18 protein-coding genes are annotated in these 16,791 nt (G+C 44.6%); 10 read left to right on the top strand and 8 right to left on the bottom strand.

What is annotated here, in order from left to right:
- Position 1: 1 nt before the first annotated feature.
- On the bottom strand, positions 2-256 hold the full coding sequence (locus QUA44_RS15975; protein WP_333252348.1) for a hypothetical protein: 255 nt from the start codon (positions 254-256) through the stop codon (positions 2-4).
- A 160-nt stretch (positions 257-416) separates the two neighbouring features.
- Positions 417-2,078, bottom strand: coding sequence for a DUF6930 domain-containing protein (locus tag QUA44_RS15980; protein ID WP_333252347.1), 1,662 nt, complete (start codon positions 2,076-2,078; stop codon positions 417-419).
- A gap of 245 nt (positions 2,079-2,323) precedes the next feature.
- Here QUA44_RS15980 and QUA44_RS15985 point away from each other — a divergent pair, with 245 nt between their 5' ends.
- The 3 genes from QUA44_RS15985 (at position 2,324) to QUA44_RS15995 (ending at position 3,575) form a co-directional block, all read left to right on the top strand.
- On the top strand, positions 2,324-2,677 hold the full coding sequence (locus tag QUA44_RS15985; RefSeq protein ID WP_006632680.1) for a HesB/IscA family protein: 354 nt from the start codon (positions 2,324-2,326) through the stop codon (positions 2,675-2,677).
- Positions 2,678-2,764: 87 nt separating this feature from the next.
- Complete coding sequence (locus QUA44_RS15990; RefSeq protein ID WP_242716671.1) at positions 2,765-3,181, top strand: tetratricopeptide repeat protein; 417 nt, start codon at positions 2,765-2,767, stop codon at positions 3,179-3,181.
- Between the two features lie 196 nt (positions 3,182-3,377).
- The gene (locus tag QUA44_RS15995; RefSeq protein ID WP_006632682.1) at positions 3,378-3,575 is read left to right on the top strand and encodes a hypothetical protein; all 198 of its coding nucleotides are present in this window, start codon (positions 3,378-3,380) and stop codon (positions 3,573-3,575) included.
- Positions 3,576-3,874: 299 nt separating this feature from the next.
- Here QUA44_RS15995 and QUA44_RS16000 read toward each other — a convergent pair whose 3' ends face one another.
- Positions 3,875-5,506, bottom strand: a complete 1,632-nt coding sequence (locus QUA44_RS16000; protein WP_333252346.1) for a DUF3352 domain-containing protein — start codon at positions 5,504-5,506, stop codon at positions 3,875-3,877.
- Between the two features lie 148 nt (positions 5,507-5,654).
- Between QUA44_RS16000 and thyD the strand changes: the two genes are divergently transcribed.
- The 4 genes from thyD to QUA44_RS16020 all read left to right on the top strand — a co-directional run bounded on the left by thyD (position 5,655) and on the right by QUA44_RS16020 (position 8,895).
- Entirely contained in the window at positions 5,655-6,581 is a 927-nt protein-coding gene (thyD, locus tag QUA44_RS16005; RefSeq protein WP_333252345.1) for a thylakoid membrane protein ThyD, read from the top strand.
- Positions 6,582-6,887: 306 nt separating this feature from the next.
- Positions 6,888-7,280, top strand: a complete 393-nt coding sequence (locus tag QUA44_RS16010) for a transposase (protein ID WP_333252344.1) — start codon at positions 6,888-6,890, stop codon at positions 7,278-7,280.
- A gap of 45 nt (positions 7,281-7,325) precedes the next feature.
- On the top strand, positions 7,326-7,454 hold the full coding sequence (locus QUA44_RS16015) for a hypothetical protein (RefSeq protein WP_333252343.1): 129 nt from the start codon (positions 7,326-7,328) through the stop codon (positions 7,452-7,454).
- 589 nt (positions 7,455-8,043) lie between these two features.
- Positions 8,044-8,895: a hypothetical protein gene (locus tag QUA44_RS16020; RefSeq protein WP_333309787.1), complete on the top strand. Its 852-nt coding sequence runs from the start codon at positions 8,044-8,046 to the stop codon at positions 8,893-8,895.
- 538 nt (positions 8,896-9,433) lie between these two features.
- Here QUA44_RS16020 and QUA44_RS16025 read toward each other — a convergent pair.
- Entirely contained in the window at positions 9,434-10,378 is a 945-nt protein-coding gene (locus tag QUA44_RS16025) for a glutathione S-transferase family protein (RefSeq protein WP_333252401.1), read from the bottom strand.
- A gap of 212 nt (positions 10,379-10,590) precedes the next feature.
- On the bottom strand, positions 10,591-11,493 hold the full coding sequence (locus QUA44_RS16030; protein WP_333252341.1) for a hypothetical protein: 903 nt from the start codon (positions 11,491-11,493) through the stop codon (positions 10,591-10,593).
- 330 nt (positions 11,494-11,823) lie between these two features.
- Here QUA44_RS16030 and QUA44_RS16035 point away from each other — a divergent pair, with 330 nt between their 5' ends.
- Both QUA44_RS16035 and QUA44_RS16040 read left to right on the top strand, forming a co-directional pair.
- The gene (locus tag QUA44_RS16035) at positions 11,824-12,771 is read left to right on the top strand and encodes a class I SAM-dependent methyltransferase (RefSeq protein WP_333252340.1); all 948 of its coding nucleotides are present in this window, start codon (positions 11,824-11,826) and stop codon (positions 12,769-12,771) included.
- A gap of 215 nt (positions 12,772-12,986) precedes the next feature.
- On the top strand, positions 12,987-13,817 hold the full coding sequence (locus QUA44_RS16040; RefSeq protein WP_333252339.1) for an abortive infection family protein: 831 nt from the start codon (positions 12,987-12,989) through the stop codon (positions 13,815-13,817).
- 187 nt (positions 13,818-14,004) lie between these two features.
- Here QUA44_RS16040 and QUA44_RS16045 read toward each other — a convergent pair whose 3' ends face one another.
- The gene (locus QUA44_RS16045; RefSeq protein WP_333252338.1) at positions 14,005-14,316 is read right to left on the bottom strand and encodes a HigA family addiction module antitoxin; all 312 of its coding nucleotides are present in this window, start codon (positions 14,314-14,316) and stop codon (positions 14,005-14,007) included.
- A 49-nt stretch (positions 14,317-14,365) separates the two neighbouring features.
- Positions 14,366-14,644: a type II toxin-antitoxin system RelE/ParE family toxin gene (locus QUA44_RS16050; RefSeq protein WP_190743610.1), complete on the bottom strand. Its 279-nt coding sequence runs from the start codon at positions 14,642-14,644 to the stop codon at positions 14,366-14,368.
- Between the two features lie 339 nt (positions 14,645-14,983).
- Between QUA44_RS16050 and QUA44_RS16055 the strand changes: the two genes are divergently transcribed.
- Positions 14,984-15,307, top strand: a complete 324-nt coding sequence (locus QUA44_RS16055; protein ID WP_333252336.1) for a hypothetical protein — start codon at positions 14,984-14,986, stop codon at positions 15,305-15,307.
- 37 nt (positions 15,308-15,344) lie between these two features.
- Here the strand turns inward: QUA44_RS16055 and QUA44_RS16060 are convergent.
- Positions 15,345-16,791, bottom strand: a 1,447-nt coding sequence (locus QUA44_RS16060; protein WP_333252335.1) for a cytochrome P450, incomplete at its 5' end; no start/stop codon positions are given.

The following is a 16,791-nucleotide window of genomic DNA, read 5'->3' on the forward strand; positions in this document are numbered from 1 at the left end:
ATCAAAGACCTTCCTCTCTTAAAATTTCTTCCATTTGTCCCTCGGCAAATGTTGCCCATTCTTCTTCAAAGTCAATATCTTCTTGGCTGCGGTTGAGATAAAATTTCCGCAACTTATCTTCTATTTGCTTAGCGTACCAGAGACGGAGAGCTTGTTCGATCGCCTCCGTCCAATTATCAGTAAGCTGGTCTATTTTCTCCGCGAATTCAGCATCAAGGGCGACTAACACTTCTCGCTTTTGAGTAGAATTTGACATAATCATTTTCCTTGCTCATTCAAATTAAAAAAAATGACTGATGACGGTTGACTGCTGACTAATGTTATTGGTTAGTGGTTATTGGTTATTAGCAGTCCCAAGCAATTAACAACTGCCAACTGCCAACTGCCAACTGCCAACTGCCAACAGTCAACTAACTTTAAAACATCGGCATCAACTGAAGCCTCCCAATTCCCAACTCTTTAGCAGACACCCAACGCACCTCAAGCAAAGCGATCATATCCTTAAACTGAGGCTGACCGCGAGAAGCACCCATCAACCCTTTAGCAATAATCAAACCGCACCAACCGTTGGTTGATTTACAGCGACGGTCCCACTTCTTGCGAGCTTCCTGATGCACCGGATCGTCTTCATTAAACTCCCCAAACAAATACAGATCCCCATTTTTAGTTTGCAAAATACCCAAGTCGTATTGCTCATCCTGAAAAGGATTTTCGCCCGGATTAAAACCAATCCCCTTCACGCCTCCAGCTTCTTTCAAATCCTGAATCATAGTTTTTGCCTTCGGATGAGAAGTTTGGATCATCACCACCGGCAAACCATCTCCGGCGGTATTAATATCAATTTCTGCACCTTGGTGAAACTGGACACTTTGGCGCAGGAAATCTACCGTTTCCCAAGGTACGGCGCCGAGACTCAAAAATGAATTTTGTGGCACCAAATCGTCCCGCAGCAGTGGCTTGTCAAATTCATCATCATCATCGTCATCGTCATCATCGTCATCATCGTCATCACCGAGCATCTGTAATAATTCGTCTGATACCTCGGGCATCGTGGAAACTTTAACGGATACCTGTTGAATTTCTCCGTCAGACTGCGGAACTGGGATGCGGTAGCGACTGCTAAGACTGGGAAACGTGTCTGATCCCAATTTCCGGCGACCGTTGCGGAAAAAGCGGTGAAATGCTTCGAGAGCAACTAACATCGTGAGGGCTTCTTCTTCGTAAAGAATCGATCGCAATCCTTCTAAAGGATGTAGGTTGCCGAAATTTGGTTCAATTTCCGATGGAGGCAAATCGGCTAAATCAATTTCGTCCTCGTCGTCTTCCTCATCAATATCTGCTGCACTTTCAAAGGTAACAAACAAACAGTCTTGCCCTAAAAAAGCCTGTTCCAAATCTTCAAAAGATTCATCGTTGACGACTCGTTCTCGAAACCGTTTCAAGGATTCTAGAGAACGGTACAGTAAAACTCCGTAATCCATTCTGCCTTGCCCCAATACGGACACGTAGAGGCTGGCGACATCCCACTGATTGATTTCAATAGATATAATTTGGTGTTCGCTCAAAGTCCGCCACGGAGCATCTTGCCAAATTTGAGCAGCTTTTTCCATTAAAACTTCAGCATACTGAGGGGGCAACTCAGGAGGTCTGTTGATCGCGACCTCTTCCATGCCGCGAAATATTTCGTCAATTAGGGGCAATTCCGGCACGTAGTCAATCGAAATGCCTAAATCTTGAAGTACGCCCCGCAGATAAAATTGAATCTCTCGGTTTTTGACTACTATTTTTTGGGGCCGGACTGCGGGAGCCGGACTTTGGGGATGTTCCATTGCCCGTAGCAGGGCCCGGACGAGCGCCTCTGGGCCGGCATCTGGGCCTACCATGTCCATAGCCCTCACGACTCCTTCGGAGCCATCGACCCAGAGAATGCACTCGCCACCAGCTTCTAGAACGTCGTCGTCATCTAGCATCATGTGCGAGTCAGCATTAGATAAGGGTCGGCGATCGCCCTCCCACACGCTGGGAATTTGAGGTAAGTTTTGTAGCCGACGAAGAGTAGTGCGATTCAGCGCTGCCATAGAGTAAGCCCGTTGGGTGAAGCATTGTTGCGGTGCCGGTAGCCGGTCAACCGCTGCTTATCAATCATAAACCCTATAGGGGGAGAGGACATCGAGCTGGGGAACGAGGCCCCACGGGAATTAAAAATTAGAAGGTAAAAATTCTGCCTTCAGCATCTAACCGAATGCCTTCTGGCGAATGCCTGTACAATGGAGCAATAAGATTAAACTCTTTGCATTAGACAGTCTCAAGAGTTCGGCAAATTATGACTCAAGCCATTTCTGAAAAGCGCGGCATTCAAATGACGGACTCTGCTGTCCGTCAAGTTTTAGCCCTGAGAGAAAAACAAGGTAAAGACCTCTGCTTGCGGGTAGGGGTGCGCCAGGGCGGATGCTCTGGAATGTCCTACGTGATGGATTTCGCAGATCCCAGCACTGTGAAATCCGACGATGAAGTGTTCGACTACGACGGTTTTCAGGTAGTTTGCGATCGCAAGAGCATTCTTTATCTCTACGGTTTGGTTCTCGACTTCAGCGATGCTATGATCGGGGGCGGTTTTCAGTTTACTAACCCCAACGCAACTCAAACTTGCGGTTGTGGCAGTTCATTTTCTACATAAATTGGAAAATAGGGCATGGGGCAGAAAATTGTTAACTGCCCCATGCCCTTTTCCGTGCAACATCCCAAATCTAAAATCTAAAATCGAATGACCCCTGAAGAATTGTTTAAAGACGGTTTCGATCGCTACCAAGCTGGCGAAGCCCCGGCGAATCTGATCCCCGTGTTTAAAGAAGTGTGCGAAAAAGCTCCCAAAAATGGCAATGCCTGGGCTAGCCTCGCGTGGCTCTACCTGTTGGAAAATAAACCCGCACCGGCTCAAAAGGCAGCGAAAACAGCCGTTAAATTGAACCCTCATGACCCCCAAGCTCGCATCAACCTAGCAGTAGCGATCCTCGATCTCAAAGAAAAAGGAGTGCGCCCCCACGTAGAAGTGGCTCAGCAACTCCTAATGGCTTCCGAAGAGTTGCTCGACGAAGTTAAAAAAAATTTTGAAGAAGGATTAAACAGAAAACCCGACTGGAAGAGTCTCGCCCGCGTTAAACAGTGGCTTCTGGAGCCGTAACCACGTAAAAAAGTCGATTTTTGGGCGGGGATCGAGGAAATCGGCTTTGCGGTTTATTACGACATCGTAATAAATCAATAAATAACTTTATGGAAAACTCAGAAAGTCAGTGCTAGTATTTGAAGACTTAGACGATTGACAAACCCGCTCAGCGGTTTTCAGATTTTACTACGATAATACTAGGAGTTGTAAAAACATGAGCACTGACAGCCACGTTAACATCAAACCCGCAACCCGCAACCACAAAGGTTTCTTTATTCAGCCAGCTTCTTATAAGTTGATGAGCATCGATAAATCCGGCTGGGCCTTGATTTGCATGGACAAAGCAGTTTGTCATTACGTAGACCCGGATGATTTGCAATTGCCGAATAAATCAGGAATGTCTGAAGGTTAATTCTGAAGTTTTGAGAGACTTTAAGATGCTTTATTTGAGTAGCTGCCCTCCATGGAGGGCAGCATCTTTTTTTGGTCAGGAAAAACTCCGGCAACGCGCAGTGAATCGGGATTTAACGGATAGAAGGAATTAAGGAAGAATTACCAATTACCGCTTACCAATTACCGATTACCAATTATATCGTTTCCGGTTGCATCGGAATGATTTAACCGCAGAGGGCGCAGAGAACGCAGAGGGAGAGAATACAGAGATGAATAATTCCGATGCTACCGGATTTGATATTACCCATTCCCAATTCCCTAATTGTTAGATTTCAAAGCAAAAAGCATCTCAAGCTGAGCAGTTGTCGGGTCTGTAGAAGCTGTGGCTACGCTAATTCCTCGGAGAGAATTGAGCAATTCAGCGACGGGCGGCGAAACTAAATTTGGCTGTACTGCGAGCAAATATTGGTTAGCCCAAGACATGGTTTTTTCCATATCTATGTAAAAGTAACCTTGGTTGACTTGCGGTAAAGAAGTGGCGATCGCCTGAAAACTCGGACTGCTGCTTAACGGCTGGGGTGGTGTCGAAGTAATCACATCGACTAAAGGCCCGCCGAAAGCTACAAACACAGAATTTTCATTCAGCCAACCGTGCCCGAATAAAGTGCCTTGCTGGGGTATTTGCCACTCGGTAACTTCTTTGCCTTGAACTTGTCTGGGGGCGACGCTGACTGTAGGATTGCTTTTGGCGATCGCATCAAGTTTTTTCAGAGTTGCTTCGGCAGCAGGGCGATCGCTCGTTTCAAAAATCATCGCCGCCCCCATGCCCAACTGAGACAAAATCCCTTGATTGGAACCGATCGCCCCGATCGCAAATTCCCCATTCATCCAACCAAAAACATCACGATCCGCATCCAAATCCAAGCGCTTAAAACTATTCCTCACCTGCTGAACTCCCCTGTCAACTTCCGGGCTATCTTGTGCCTGGGCGGTTGCTTGCGACCAAATTTTATCGATGCCCTTGCCGCCGACTAAAGCAATGGTTTCGCCCGGAAATCTGGGTAACAATTTCGATGCGACTTGTGGATTTTGCTGCACGAATTTAGGGTCTAACTGAGCAATAGTTTTTACCCTCAATCCCTCACTATCCGCCCCAATGCCCGCAACCATTGACTTGACTTGTTTGAACTGCGAAAACACTGTCCAAGGCAACTGAATATCTGCAGGCAGATTAGCTTTCAATTGCTCCATTGCAGCAGGATAGTCAGCAATATAAACAGTTGCGATCGGATTCTTGACACCAGCACTCTCTGCAAAAAACTTAGTTGTGCTCTGCTGCGTAGCGAGGGAGGGTTCTCCTTTAAAAGTATCGATCGCCAATTCCACAGGCTTTTTCAAAGGAGCCATCACTAATTGGTCGTTCAGCAAAGCCACACTGTAGCGCTTGCCAGTTGGCTCTGCAATCTCAAAAATTTTAACTCCTTTATACTCGGTTTCTTGAGTAGTTGCACCGGGCTGAGATTTTAATTTATTAGCAAAATTCCAGGCGCTAATTTTATTTTTCACGCTGACTACTACCAGCAGTTTAGGAGGCTCGGTTTTTGCCGCAGCATCAGGGGGCAACAAAGCGACCATTGCCCCCCCTAACCAAGGTTTTAAGTCCCTGTCAAAGTCGATTTGAGTGCCTGCCAAGCTTTGTTCTTGAAAGGTCTTTAAACCCATCCCGACCAACTTTTGAGCCCCTGGCGTGCCAAATCGCTGCAACTGGGCCAGGGCTTGGGGATTGGGGGAGATAAACGCGGCCATCATTGCTTCGTCGGGTACAACTTTGGCGCTGTCTTGAGGGTTGGATACTTGTTGGCTCAAACCCTGGAAGTAAAAGTAGACCGCAGCGCTACCTGCTGCGACGATGGAGGCAGCAATTAGAAGCTTTGATTTTTTTGCAGGCATGGTTTGTGTTCCTCGCGTCCCATATTAGTTTAATCAAAATACAGAAAGCTTGTGGCGAGGTGATCGGGCCGGCTCTCTCGTTTTGTATAATCAAAGACAAGTTTGGACGATCGTCTAAACTGCTAGAACTGTGCATTATTGGTAAAAGATGAAAGTAGCGATCGCGGGAGCAACGGGATTTGTAGGTAGCCGGCTGGTGGAGAAGCTGCAAGCTGCGGGACATCAAGTTGTGGTTTTGAGCAGGGATGCGGCGAAGGCTGGCCGAGTTTTTCCGGCTTCAGCTTATCCGAATTTGGAAGTTGTCGCCTACACTCCTGCGGAGTCCGGTGATTGGCAAAAGTCGATCGCGGGCTGCGACGCTGTTGTCAATTTAGCAGGGGTTCCGATTGCGGAGGAAAGGTGGACGGAGGCGCGCCAGCAAGCAATTCTGGACAGTCGCAGATTGACGACGGCAAAATTGGTCGAGGCGATCGTCAATGCTAATCCTAGACCATCGGTGTTTGTTAGCGCATCCGCGATCGGCTATTACGGAACCAGCGAAACCGCTGAGTTTGACGAAACGAGCCTCGCGGGAAACGATTTTTTAGCAGCAGTTTGCAAAGACTGGGAAGCAGCCGCCCAACCTGCAAAAAATGCGGGAACGCGGTTAGCAATTTTGCGGCTGGGGATAGTGTTGGGAATGGGAGGCGCGTTGGCAAAAATGCTGCCACCTTTTAAACTATTTGCAGGCGGGCCGCTGGGCACTGGGAAACAGTGGTTTTCTTGGGTTCATCGCGAGGATGTGGTTGATTTAATTTTGTACGCTTTGCAAAATTCGCAAGTTGAAGGCGTTTTGAATGCGACAGCACCGAATCCGGTGCGGATGAATGAATTGTGTCAAACTTTAGGGGAAGTTTTAAAGCGACCTTCTTGGTTGCCGGTGCCAGGTTTTGCTTTAGAAATGCTGTTGGGAGACGGGGCAAAACTTGTTTTGGAAGGGCAGAGAGTGTTGCCGAAACAAACTTTAGCTAGCGGTTTTCAATATCAATATCCGACGCTAAAATTAGCACTCGAAGAGATTTTATCGGGAAGTTAGAAGTCGCATCCTCGTTGTCCAAGAAACCGGGTTTCTGCGATAATTTTGGCATCTTCACGCCCGATTGGGTGAAGAAACCCGGTTTCTGAGGCCCTGCCATCCAAGAAACCGGGTTTCTGCGATAATTTTGGCATCCTACCGAAGATTTGGGTAAGAAACCCGGTTTCTGAACCCCACGCGATCGCGCCTCAGCCTCAGCCAAGAAACCGGGTTTCTGCGATAATTTTGGCATCCTACCGAAGATTTGGGCAAGAAACCCGGTTTCTGAACCCTCCCCTTCCGCTAGCCACTCACCTATCCTCTGATATGCCACGTCGCCAAATTATCTTCCAAGCGGGTAATTACTACCATGTTTATAACCGAGGTAATAACCGTCAGCTTATCTTTTTTGAGCGAGAAAACTATATTTATTTTTTACGTCAATTAAGAAACCATCTGATTATTCATGGTGTCGATATTATTGCTTATTGTTTGATGCCGAACCACTATCATTTATTAGTTTACCTGCAAACGGATGATTTTTCCAAGCTGATGCAGTCATTTACTCTGTCTTATGCTAAGGCTATCAATAAACGCTATCAAAGGGTGGGTTCACTATTTCAGGGACGGTTTCAGGCGATTCATGTGGATGGAGAAGACTATTTATTACACTTAACTCGATATATTCACTTCAACCCAGTCTGTGCTAATATAGTTTAAAAAGCAGAGGATTGGGAGTTTTCCAGCTATCAGGAATATATTGATTTGCGTCAGGGAAGTTTACCTCAAATAGATGGAGTGCGATCGCAAGTTTTTTCAGCCGATGCTTATCGTGACTTTTTAGAAGGTTCAACTAGCGATAAATTAATCCAGTATTTAACATTTGAAGAATAGAAGGCTTTAAGAAACCGGGTTTCTGGGAGAATTTTGACATCCTCACGCCCGATTTGGGTAAGAAACCCGGTTTCTGAATCCCCACGCGTGTTCCCAGAAACTCCAAGAAACCGGGTTTCTGGGAGAATTTTGGCATCCCAACAGAGATTTGGGTTTCAAACCCGGTTTCTCAACCCCCCACGCGATCGCGCCTAACCCTGAGCCAAGAAACCGGGTTTCTGTGATAATTTAGGCATCCTACCCAAGATTTGGGTTTCAAACCCGGTTTCTGAGCCCCACGCGCGACTATATCTAGTTGTTATAATAAATAAACCTGAGCATTTTTTCTTCTAATAGAATAGCTTGTATTAATTGCCAGATGAAGATTAAGCGCGATCGCCCCCCCGGAGAGTGACAGAAGAGGGATATAGGGTTTAATCTTCAATATTGCGATCGCAATATAAACGCATTCTTAATATTCTGTTTATTCCTTGCTATTGAAACTGTTTCAGAGTAATCTAGTAACCATAAGTCAGTTATAATATTTTCATAAGTTGGATTCACGAAAAATTTCTGCAAGTTTAACTCACATCTCTTGCGCTCAAATCATATGGACACATCTGAAAAGTTTTGTTTTTGTACTCTAGCTGTAGGTGATAGGTATCGTGCTCATGTAAAGATGCTAGCTCAAGATATCCAGACCCATATGCCTTCCACAACTTTATGTATCCTAAGCGATCAACCAGAGCAGTTTAAAAATTTCCCTCATGTTCTGGTGTTCAAGCACTACCTCCAGAGTGTGAAAGGGTATCATGACAAACGTTTCGTTCTTGAAAAAGCTCTCTCACTATTTGAGAGTTGTATGTTTTTAGACTCTGATGTTAGATTGCTAGGCCCTCTAGTAGAAGAAATGAATTGGTCTCCTGGAATTACAGCAAGAGCAGGTACTGATTTGGTCAAACACATACAAAACATTAAAAATCCGAAAGAAATTGAAGTTATAAAAGCAGCAGGGCAAAAACTAAATATTGATCTTCAACAAGTGAAGTGGCTTCACGAGTTTATGTTTGTCATGAAGAGACAGAATGGATTAGAAGGGGAATTTTTTGAACTTTGGCAGACAATTTCTTACTTTTTTGAAATGCAACAAATCTATCATGGTGAGGGTTATGCTATGGGGCTAGCTGCGGCTCGAATTGGGATGACATTTGATTTTTTCCGCGAAGACAAATTTCCATTCTTTAAGGATAATATTGAACGAGTAAGAATCCAAAATGGACAAGCAATTATTCAGGAGAAACAAATTTACTTCGACATCCATAAACAGATTGAATATCCCAAACGTTCCCTTTGGGAGAAAATCAACAACAAACTAAGTAAACAGGTTGTGTTTTATTATCGATTATTTAGACTGAGAGTTTTTATTAAAAAAGATCCTAATTATTATAAAATCTTTGGATGAGTATACAAAAAATAATGGCTCTTCATTACTTGGTATGCCAACTTGTATAGAAATGTAGTCAAAACCTTTGCGGAGCAAAGGTTTTGACTATTTATTTAGATGAATTGGGCTAGAATGAGCGATATTTCGTTTAATCCTTATTTAATATTGTTTCCGGTTGCATCGGAATGATTTAACCACAGAGAACGCAGAGAACACAGAGGGAGATAAGAGAGATGAATAATTCCGATGCTACCGGATTTGATATAACAAGGTTTACAGCTTGATTTTGGGTTGTTTAGCATACTACGTACTGAAGAACCAAATATTTCAACCTGAAAGCAGATGATGCAGTAATTTGCAGTATAGAAAATGGAAAAATAGTCATAGAGCCTGTAAATCAGAAAGTTTCCAAATATACCCTAGATGAATTATTAGCAGGCGAAATAGAACCGGGCGAAGAAATCTCTTGGGGAAAACCAGAAGGAGAAGAATTTTGCTAAAATATATCCCCGAACGAGGTCATTTTATTCGCTTCAATTTCGATAATCACAGAGATTTATGGAGAAACCCGGTTTCTGAGCCCTGCGCGATCGTGAGGTTTGAGCAAACTCGCCGGATCGGGCCCAGCGGGGATAATGCAGCCGGGATTCAGCGGGAACAAATTGCCGTAATAATCGCGCTTCACAGCCTCCAAATCGCAAGTGCCAGCAACTCCCGGTAACTGGTACAAGTCGCGCAGATAAGCTCCCAAATGCTCGTAATCTTGAATGCGGCGCACATTGCATTTGAACAAGCTGTAGTAAACTGCATCAAAACGGAATAGAGTAGTAAAAAGCCGCACGTCTGCTAATGTCACCCGATCGCCACAAAGGTAACGACTCCTCAAGAGCGAGCGATCTATCTCGTCTAAAACAGCAAACAATTCACTGCAAGCCGAATCATAAGCAGCTTGAGATTGGGCGAAACCGCAGCGATAAACGCCGTTATTCACCGATTGGTAAATCTTCTCATTCCACTCGTCAATTTGCGATCGCAAATCCAGAGGATAAAGATCCATTTCAGGATTGCTAGCAAACTCGTTAAACTCCGAGTTTAGCATCACAATAATTTCCGAACTCTCGTTATTGACGATCGTCTTTTTCGAGTCATCCCACAGCACCGGTACCGTACACCGCCCCTGATAGCCCGGTAAAGCCAACTGGTAAATTTGTGGCATCGTATTGCAGCCAAAAGTCTCCGACTCCAGCACCCACATTCCCCCTTCCGAAGGATAGACAACAGACACCGATATCGCATCTTCCAGCCCTTTAAGTGCTCTCGTCACCAGAGTGCGGTGCGCCCAAGGGCATCCCGTACCCACAAAGAGGCGATACCGTCCCGTGGCGGGTTGGTGAGGGTTGTCTGGTGCAGTGCTGACAAAGTTGCGGAAACTGCTGCTGGGGCGAATGTATGCTCCCGTGCGATCGGGCGGCGCTAGTTTTGACATCATTAATTGCCACATTGATGTCCAGACAAATTTGCCTAGCTTGACTGTTACGGATGAAGGAAGCGATTTGTTTTTCACAATGCGATTAAAAGTAGTTTGCTAAACATAATCTGCTTATTTTAACTCACATTGCGCTCGAAGTTTGTTCCATCGTTCCCAGGCTCTGCCTGGGAACGCATATTTAGAGGCTCTGCCTCGCTGTTTTCCCTCGCATGGAAACGAGTTTTCTAGAATCTGCCAAAGGCTATTTCAGCATAAGCTCGATCGATCAATCGGCGAGCAACCGTCTGAATTCCCGTATGTTCGTAATAATTGGTAGTCATGTCTAAAAACGCTGCCACATAATCCAATTTGTCATCGGTAACATCAATGTATTGCTTGAGATGGCCTAAAACTATGGCGGGAGTTAAGCCGCGAGACTGTACTAAATTGTTCATCCAACCTTGCGCTGAGGCGAAAGTTGCTGTCACAAATCCGAACTTTTGTGAATTATTTGCGCCCGGAATTAGGTTGCTAATATTTTGGAATGTTGAGTTTTGCTGCAAGGTTGAAGGATTCAATCCGCCTAGGGTATTTTGTGCTACTCTAATGAAGTCCGGGCCGAGGGGAATTAAACCGTCAGCACAAACTAAAGCAGCCATCCGCATCAGAGATTCGCCTTTGTAATGAGATAAATAATTACCAAAGCTTCCCACATTGTCAAGGGAAATATTGTTAAGTTTGCAGAAGGCAATTAGCTCGATCGCCACTTTGACGCACAAGTCGATCGTTTGAGTTGTGTCAGCTTTGGGAGTGAGGCGGCTCAGAAAGGAAAGAAAGCCGATGTTTTCGCCCATTTTATTCGCCATAGCCGTTGCACCTAACGCACTGTCGGCGCTGTCTGCTAACTGGTAAAGCCTGACTACGCCTTGATATGGCTCGTTGGGGTTAGCGTAAAGCTCGATCGCGCGATCGCGAATTTTTCCCACTAATTTGCGCTTTGTTTCCCCTGTCACCGCTTGAATAGTATTATCAAAACCCGTGATATTGTTCCACTCGCCCGGAACCACAAAATCGAGAGATTTGAGCATCATCACAGTGACGCCACCAGACGGCAAATTGTCAATCAATTCCACAATAGATTTGCTCATCACAAACTCCTCAATAGCCAGATTTAAAGTGTTCTTCCAAATACTCCAGCTTCGGCAAATCCGATTCCAGATTCTCGGTTAATTCCCCAGCACTAAGTAGATAAGCGCAAATAAATATTACACGACCATATCCAGTTTTGCAACCGTCTGATCTTTTCTCTCTTCTCTAACTCTGCGTTCTCTGCGATCTCTGCAGTTCATTAAAAAAGTCTTTTCCCCAAAACATTTGCATTTCACTCGCCCTCAGCAAGTTAAGTTTCATTATATTGCTCAACTCAAAATTCTCGCACTGTGTTAAAATAGAGGGCGCAAAATAGAAAAACATAAAATATGACGGTTGCAGTTAACAAAACTCCGGGATTAGCCTCGCGTTTAGTAAATGGCGTACTCTCCATCAAGCCTTTGGCTAATCTAGCCAAGCACCAAGCGCGGGAAATGATGATAACAAGAGCAGAAAAAATCGGAGTGCATTGGCGACAAGAATCGCAAGCACTTTTAGCTCGAAATTGGGATGCAGAATTGCTCAGCGTCCAAAATCCCGATCTTGTTTACCCGAAATATTATCTAACTTCATTCCACGCTTATGAACAAGGTAATATGAGTTGGGAAGCTGCTACAGAAGTTGAAGTTGCCGCCCGTACTGTTCACGCGGGAATTTGGCCGGAAGCGGGTGCAGAAGGGGATGCAAAACTCCGCGCCAGCTATCACGAAGTCATCAAATCTCAGATTGCTTCTTCACCGCAGGATATTGTTGATTTGGGATGCAGTGTGGGAATGAGTACCTTTGCTCTTGGCGAGGTTTACCCGGAAGCGAAGATGACTGGGGTAGAGTTGTCTCCTTATTTTTTAGCAGTTGCTCAATACCGTTCCCAACAGCGAGAATCTGAATTATTAAATCAAAAATCTCCGACTTGGGTTCATGCTGCTGCTGAATCTACTGGTTTGCCGGCCGCTGCTTTTGATTTAGTTTCTATTTGTTTAGTTTGTCACGAATTGCCGCAGAAAGCTACTAGAGAAGTGTTCCGGGAAGCGAGGCGTTTGCTACGTGTTGGCGGACATTTGACAATTATGGATATGAATCCTCAGTCGGAAGTGTATGCCAAAATGCCTCCTTATATTTTGACTTTGCTCAAAAGTACGGAGCCTTATTTGGATCAGTATTTTGGGTTGGATATCGAGCAAGCTTTAGTTGATTCCGGTTTTGCACAGCCGACAATCACTTGCAATACAGTCCGACACCGGACTATTGTTGCTAAGGCAATAAATAGTCCGGTTTGATGTTTTAAAAATGTTTGCGGTATAATAAAAATTTTAAGTCTATTATACCGCAACTGCGGTACAATTAATAGTTAGCCTGGTTCATCCTATGGCTGAGGAACTTCCAGTAAAGCTATGTATCAGGCTCCGAGGCTCATCAGGAAGCAGTAAAGCGAGCGCATATCTAATTGGTCTTGAGTAGTTACAATCAATTATGAATTAACAGGTTACTGCAAATGTCTGACTTGTCGAGCATTGAAAAAGTAAAACTTGAAAAAATGTTTGAGATGGAAGGTGGTTATGTTCTTGATTTTTCAAACAGAACTTTCCAGGAATTCATAATTGAAAATACAAACCTTGACATATCTGACGACAAGTACGATTACGCTAGCGGATCTAAAGCTAATCGATTAAAAGCCTTTTGGGTTAAAGAAGCTAACTATATTGTTGGAAAATTAATTTCAGCTTTATTGGAATATTGGAAAACAAAAAAACTGATAAATCACATAGAAATAAGCCAGGCGGAGCAAGCCTTGTTTGATGATTGCTATACAATAGCCGAACGACTTAAGCAAGATAGAATTGTTGAAAATATTGATGCCATTCAAGCATATTCTAATGAAAAAGAGTTTTCTGTATTAGCAAAATCCATAAGGGAAAGTATTCAAAATAATGAGCCAGAAGTAGCATTAGATAGACTGCATACTTATATGGTGAAGTATACAAAGAAGCTCTGCGATAAACATGGGATCAGTTATGACAAAAACAAACCATTGCATAGCCTTTTTGGAGAATATGTAAACTATCTAAGACAGCACCGCTTTATTGAGTCACAAATGACCGAAAAGATTCTCAAACATTCGACTAAAATTCTGGAGGATTTTAATCATGTTAGAAACCACAAAAGTCTGGCTCATGACAATCCTATTTTGAATTATCATGAGAGTGTTCTGATATTTAACAATGTTTCAAGCGCGATTAAGTTTATAGAAGCCATTGAAGCAGAACAATCAGAAGTTGACGAACAAGACGAAGTTCAAGCAAAGTGGGATGAGATTCCCTTCTGAAGAGGTTTGCTGTTTTTGTCAATCCGCACCCTAACAATCGTGTTGCAAAAGTTATCGTTCCTGTTTACAGGATACCCCATCCTGGTTAAATACTTCCTCGATCTCTAAGTCCGCGCAGCCGGACTTCGTTTGTCTAGTTGCGGTTTCAACCGCCCGATGCTCTTTTTACTGAGATTAACATATCGCGCTATGCTACCGTAGATACTTTTTCGTACTCTTCACTGTGTTTTTGCACTGCATCCCAAATATCAACTTTTTGCTGAAGATTAAGCCACAGTTGAGGGCCATTCCCCAACGCTTTCCCAATCCGAATTGCCATATCTACTGTAATTGGTCTTTGACCTAAAACAATTTCGTTGACACTGCGACGGGATACACCAAGTATCTCAGCAAACCTGGTTTGAGTCATTTCAATATCTTCAAGCACATCTGAAATGACCTCGCCCGGATGTACTGGTCTTACTTTCCTCCATTGAATAATATTTTCTATGTCTTTCATGTAATTTTCCTTACGCTTGAATTTAAATTTTTAGATTTTGTTTTATGGGCTAGTGATAATCTTCGAGATCTATATCGTATGCGTTGTTATCCTGAAATGTAAAAGTTATACGCCAGTTACCTGATACCTTTATTGACCAAGTTCCCTGTCTATCACCTTTAAGCTCGTGTAAATCATAGCCTGGTATTCTAATATCATCTATAATTATTGCTGTATCTATTACTTCAAGTCTTGCTCTTGTCCTTTTTTCAAGTTCTTTAGGAATTCCTTTTGCATTACCTTCCCTCAATAATCTTTCTAATGCTTTATTTTTAAAAGTTTGTATCATGTGAAATAATCTTTCAATCAAGGCTGAATATCCAGTTCATAGCACTTATATATAAATTAAAAGTATTTGTAACTTTTGAGATTACTTTACTAATGTAACCTATGAGGTTACAGATGTCAAGCCTAAAATGATTGCAAAAGCAAAAATCGCTCCAATCTACTAACAGGGCTGGATCTGGGAGAACGAAAAAGCGATCGTAGCGGCTGAGCTAAGCGGATGGTGGTGGCGGTCAATGACGCTCCAAAACTGGATTCGATCGCACTAGCTGTACAATTAACACAGTTAGACAGCAGTCTGAGCTAGAAGATTTTGATAGAACCCTAAAAGAAGGATATCTTCATGAACCCGACAGCCCCCTCTCAAAACGTCCTCGATTGTTTGCAGGTTATTTTGGATGCCACGGCATCGAAAAATTACGAGCTTTTTACCACAGTCGGTGATGCAGGCTACAAAGCGAGCATTACACAAAAAATGTTTGACGATGTTAGCGAGCAGCTTGCTTCCCGTCTGCAAAAGGGATACTCAATTAATTATTTTGGTGAGATAAAACAAGGTAATTCTCCGATTTATTTGTGGAAGCTGAGTTTTGAAGATGGTGGAGATGAATTTGTGGCACACATGACGATGAATGGAGACAAAGTTGCTGGGATTTTCATCGAATAACATATCTTGCTTGACACGGCGTTTTACTGCAATGAATCTAACGCCGATCGCCCACAACCGTTAATCGAAATCGATCGGGCGGCACAAACGTGATTCCCCGGCGGGCCGGACGAATTGGCCGATCGAGATTCGATACAAACTCGCGGGAAGACAAAACCGTTGCTAACACTAGCTTCATCTCAAACATCGATAGCGCCATCCCGATACAGCTTCGACTACCGCCTCCAAACGGTAAAAATTCCGAGGCGGAAAACTTGCGATCTAAAAAGCGATCGGGATTGAATAAAGCCGGATTTTCGTAGGTTTCAGGCCGATGGTGGGCTAAATAGACACAGGGGATTAAAATCGTTCCCGGTGGATATGTATAGCCTTCGAGTTCGATCGTCCGTTTCACCTTGCGCGGCTGCGAAATTAAGGCAATTGGATAAACCCGCAGCGCTTCCTTGCAGACTGCGGTTAAGTAGGGCGACTGCGAAAGTGCGATCGGATCGGGATTTTCGCCCAATTCATCCAACTCGCGGCGCAACTTCGCGAGAGATTCGGGATACTGATGCAGCCAGTAAAACGCCCAAGTCAAGGCAGATCCGGTGGTTTCGTGTCCCAACAGCAACAGCGTCATCAACTGATCGCGCAATTCTCGATCGCCGAGGGATTCGCCGGTGTCGTCGCGGGCCATCATCAACACCGACAGAATATCCGTGCGAGACGAATCGAGAGAATGCGATCGCCTCTCGGCAATTTCTGCATAAATCAGCGAGTCAATCTGCGCCATCTGCTGCAAAAACTGCCCCCACGGGCTCCAAGGTCCCAAATTTTGCTGCAACGGTTCAAAGAAAAATTGGATTGAGTACAGCTCAGAGGTAATCGCTTCTAAAAGTTGGCTGAGCAAGTGTTTGAGCTGTTCGTAGCGCTCTCCAGGCACCAATCCGAAGACGACTTGCAGGATTACTTGCAGCGAAATTTCTGACATTTCTTGGCGCACGGCGATCGCATCTTGGGCTTTCCAATTCTGTGTTTGCTTTCGCGTCAAATCCACAATCAAGTGCCCTTGACTGTGCAACTGTTCTCGATGCAGTGCCGGCATTAATAGCTGTCGCTGTCGCAGGTGTCGCGCCCCCTGGTTCATAATTAGCGATTCTGTTCCCACCAGCGGGCGAAATACGTTGGTGACTTTGCCAAATTCAAAGGCATCAGCCAAGGTGGTAAACACTGCCTGAACGGCTTCTGGATTGCCCAGGAACACGACGGGGGGCGAAGCGGGCCCCAACACGCGCGCGGTAAATGTATCGCCGTATTTGGCAGAGTAGCGATCGAAAAATGCGATCGGGTCAGCTACCAGCGAAAGCGTTTGGAACAGGGCAGGAGAACGAGATCCGGTAGGCAGCGTCATTGAAAAACTGGCGATACAGGTAGGGTCGAGAGAAGATGTTACCATCTTCTCCCTCCCATTCGGAACCGTGCTTGCTAGTTTCCCGGCACACGGC

The organism is Microcoleus sp. N9_A2 (genome assembly GCF_036701775.1).
Lineage (GTDB): Bacteria > Cyanobacteriota > Cyanobacteriia > Cyanobacteriales > Microcoleaceae > Microcoleus.

Bases quoted from the DNA above. Each gene is read 5' to 3' on its own strand.
- QUA44_RS16050 (WP_190743610.1), bottom strand. From the start codon at position 14,644: ATGATACAAACTTTTAAAAATAAAGCATTAGAAAGATTATTGAGGGAA.
- QUA44_RS16025 (WP_333252401.1), bottom strand. From the start codon at position 10,378: ATGTGGCAATTAATGATGTCAAAACTAGCGCCGCCCGATCGCACGGGA.
- QUA44_RS16030 (WP_333252341.1), bottom strand. From the start codon at position 11,493: ATGAGCAAATCTATTGTGGAATTGATTGACAATTTGCCGTCTGGTGGC.
- QUA44_RS16045 (WP_333252338.1), bottom strand. From the start codon at position 14,316: ATGAAAGACATAGAAAATATTATTCAATGGAGGAAAGTAAGACCAGTA.
- QUA44_RS15985 (WP_006632680.1), top strand. From the start codon at position 2,324: ATGACTCAAGCCATTTCTGAAAAGCGCGGCATTCAAATGACGGACTCT.
- QUA44_RS16000 (WP_333252346.1), bottom strand. From the start codon at position 5,506: ATGCCTGCAAAAAAATCAAAGCTTCTAATTGCTGCCTCCATCGTCGCA.
- QUA44_RS16035 (WP_333252340.1), top strand. From the start codon at position 11,824: ATGACGGTTGCAGTTAACAAAACTCCGGGATTAGCCTCGCGTTTAGTA.
- QUA44_RS15975 (WP_333252348.1), bottom strand. From the start codon at position 256: ATGTCAAATTCTACTCAAAAGCGAGAAGTGTTAGTCGCCCTTGATGCT.
- QUA44_RS16010 (WP_333252344.1), top strand. From the start codon at position 6,888: ATGCCACGTCGCCAAATTATCTTCCAAGCGGGTAATTACTACCATGTT.
- QUA44_RS16040 (WP_333252339.1), top strand. From the start codon at position 12,987: ATGTCTGACTTGTCGAGCATTGAAAAAGTAAAACTTGAAAAAATGTTT.
- thyD (WP_333252345.1), top strand. From the start codon at position 5,655: ATGAAAGTAGCGATCGCGGGAGCAACGGGATTTGTAGGTAGCCGGCTG.
- QUA44_RS16055 (WP_333252336.1), top strand. From the start codon at position 14,984: ATGAACCCGACAGCCCCCTCTCAAAACGTCCTCGATTGTTTGCAGGTT.
- QUA44_RS16020 (WP_333309787.1), top strand. From the start codon at position 8,044: ATGGACACATCTGAAAAGTTTTGTTTTTGTACTCTAGCTGTAGGTGAT.
- QUA44_RS15980 (WP_333252347.1), bottom strand. From the start codon at position 2,078: ATGGCAGCGCTGAATCGCACTACTCTTCGTCGGCTACAAAACTTACCT.
- QUA44_RS15995 (WP_006632682.1), top strand. From the start codon at position 3,378: ATGAGCACTGACAGCCACGTTAACATCAAACCCGCAACCCGCAACCAC.
- QUA44_RS15990 (WP_242716671.1), top strand. From the start codon at position 2,765: ATGACCCCTGAAGAATTGTTTAAAGACGGTTTCGATCGCTACCAAGCT.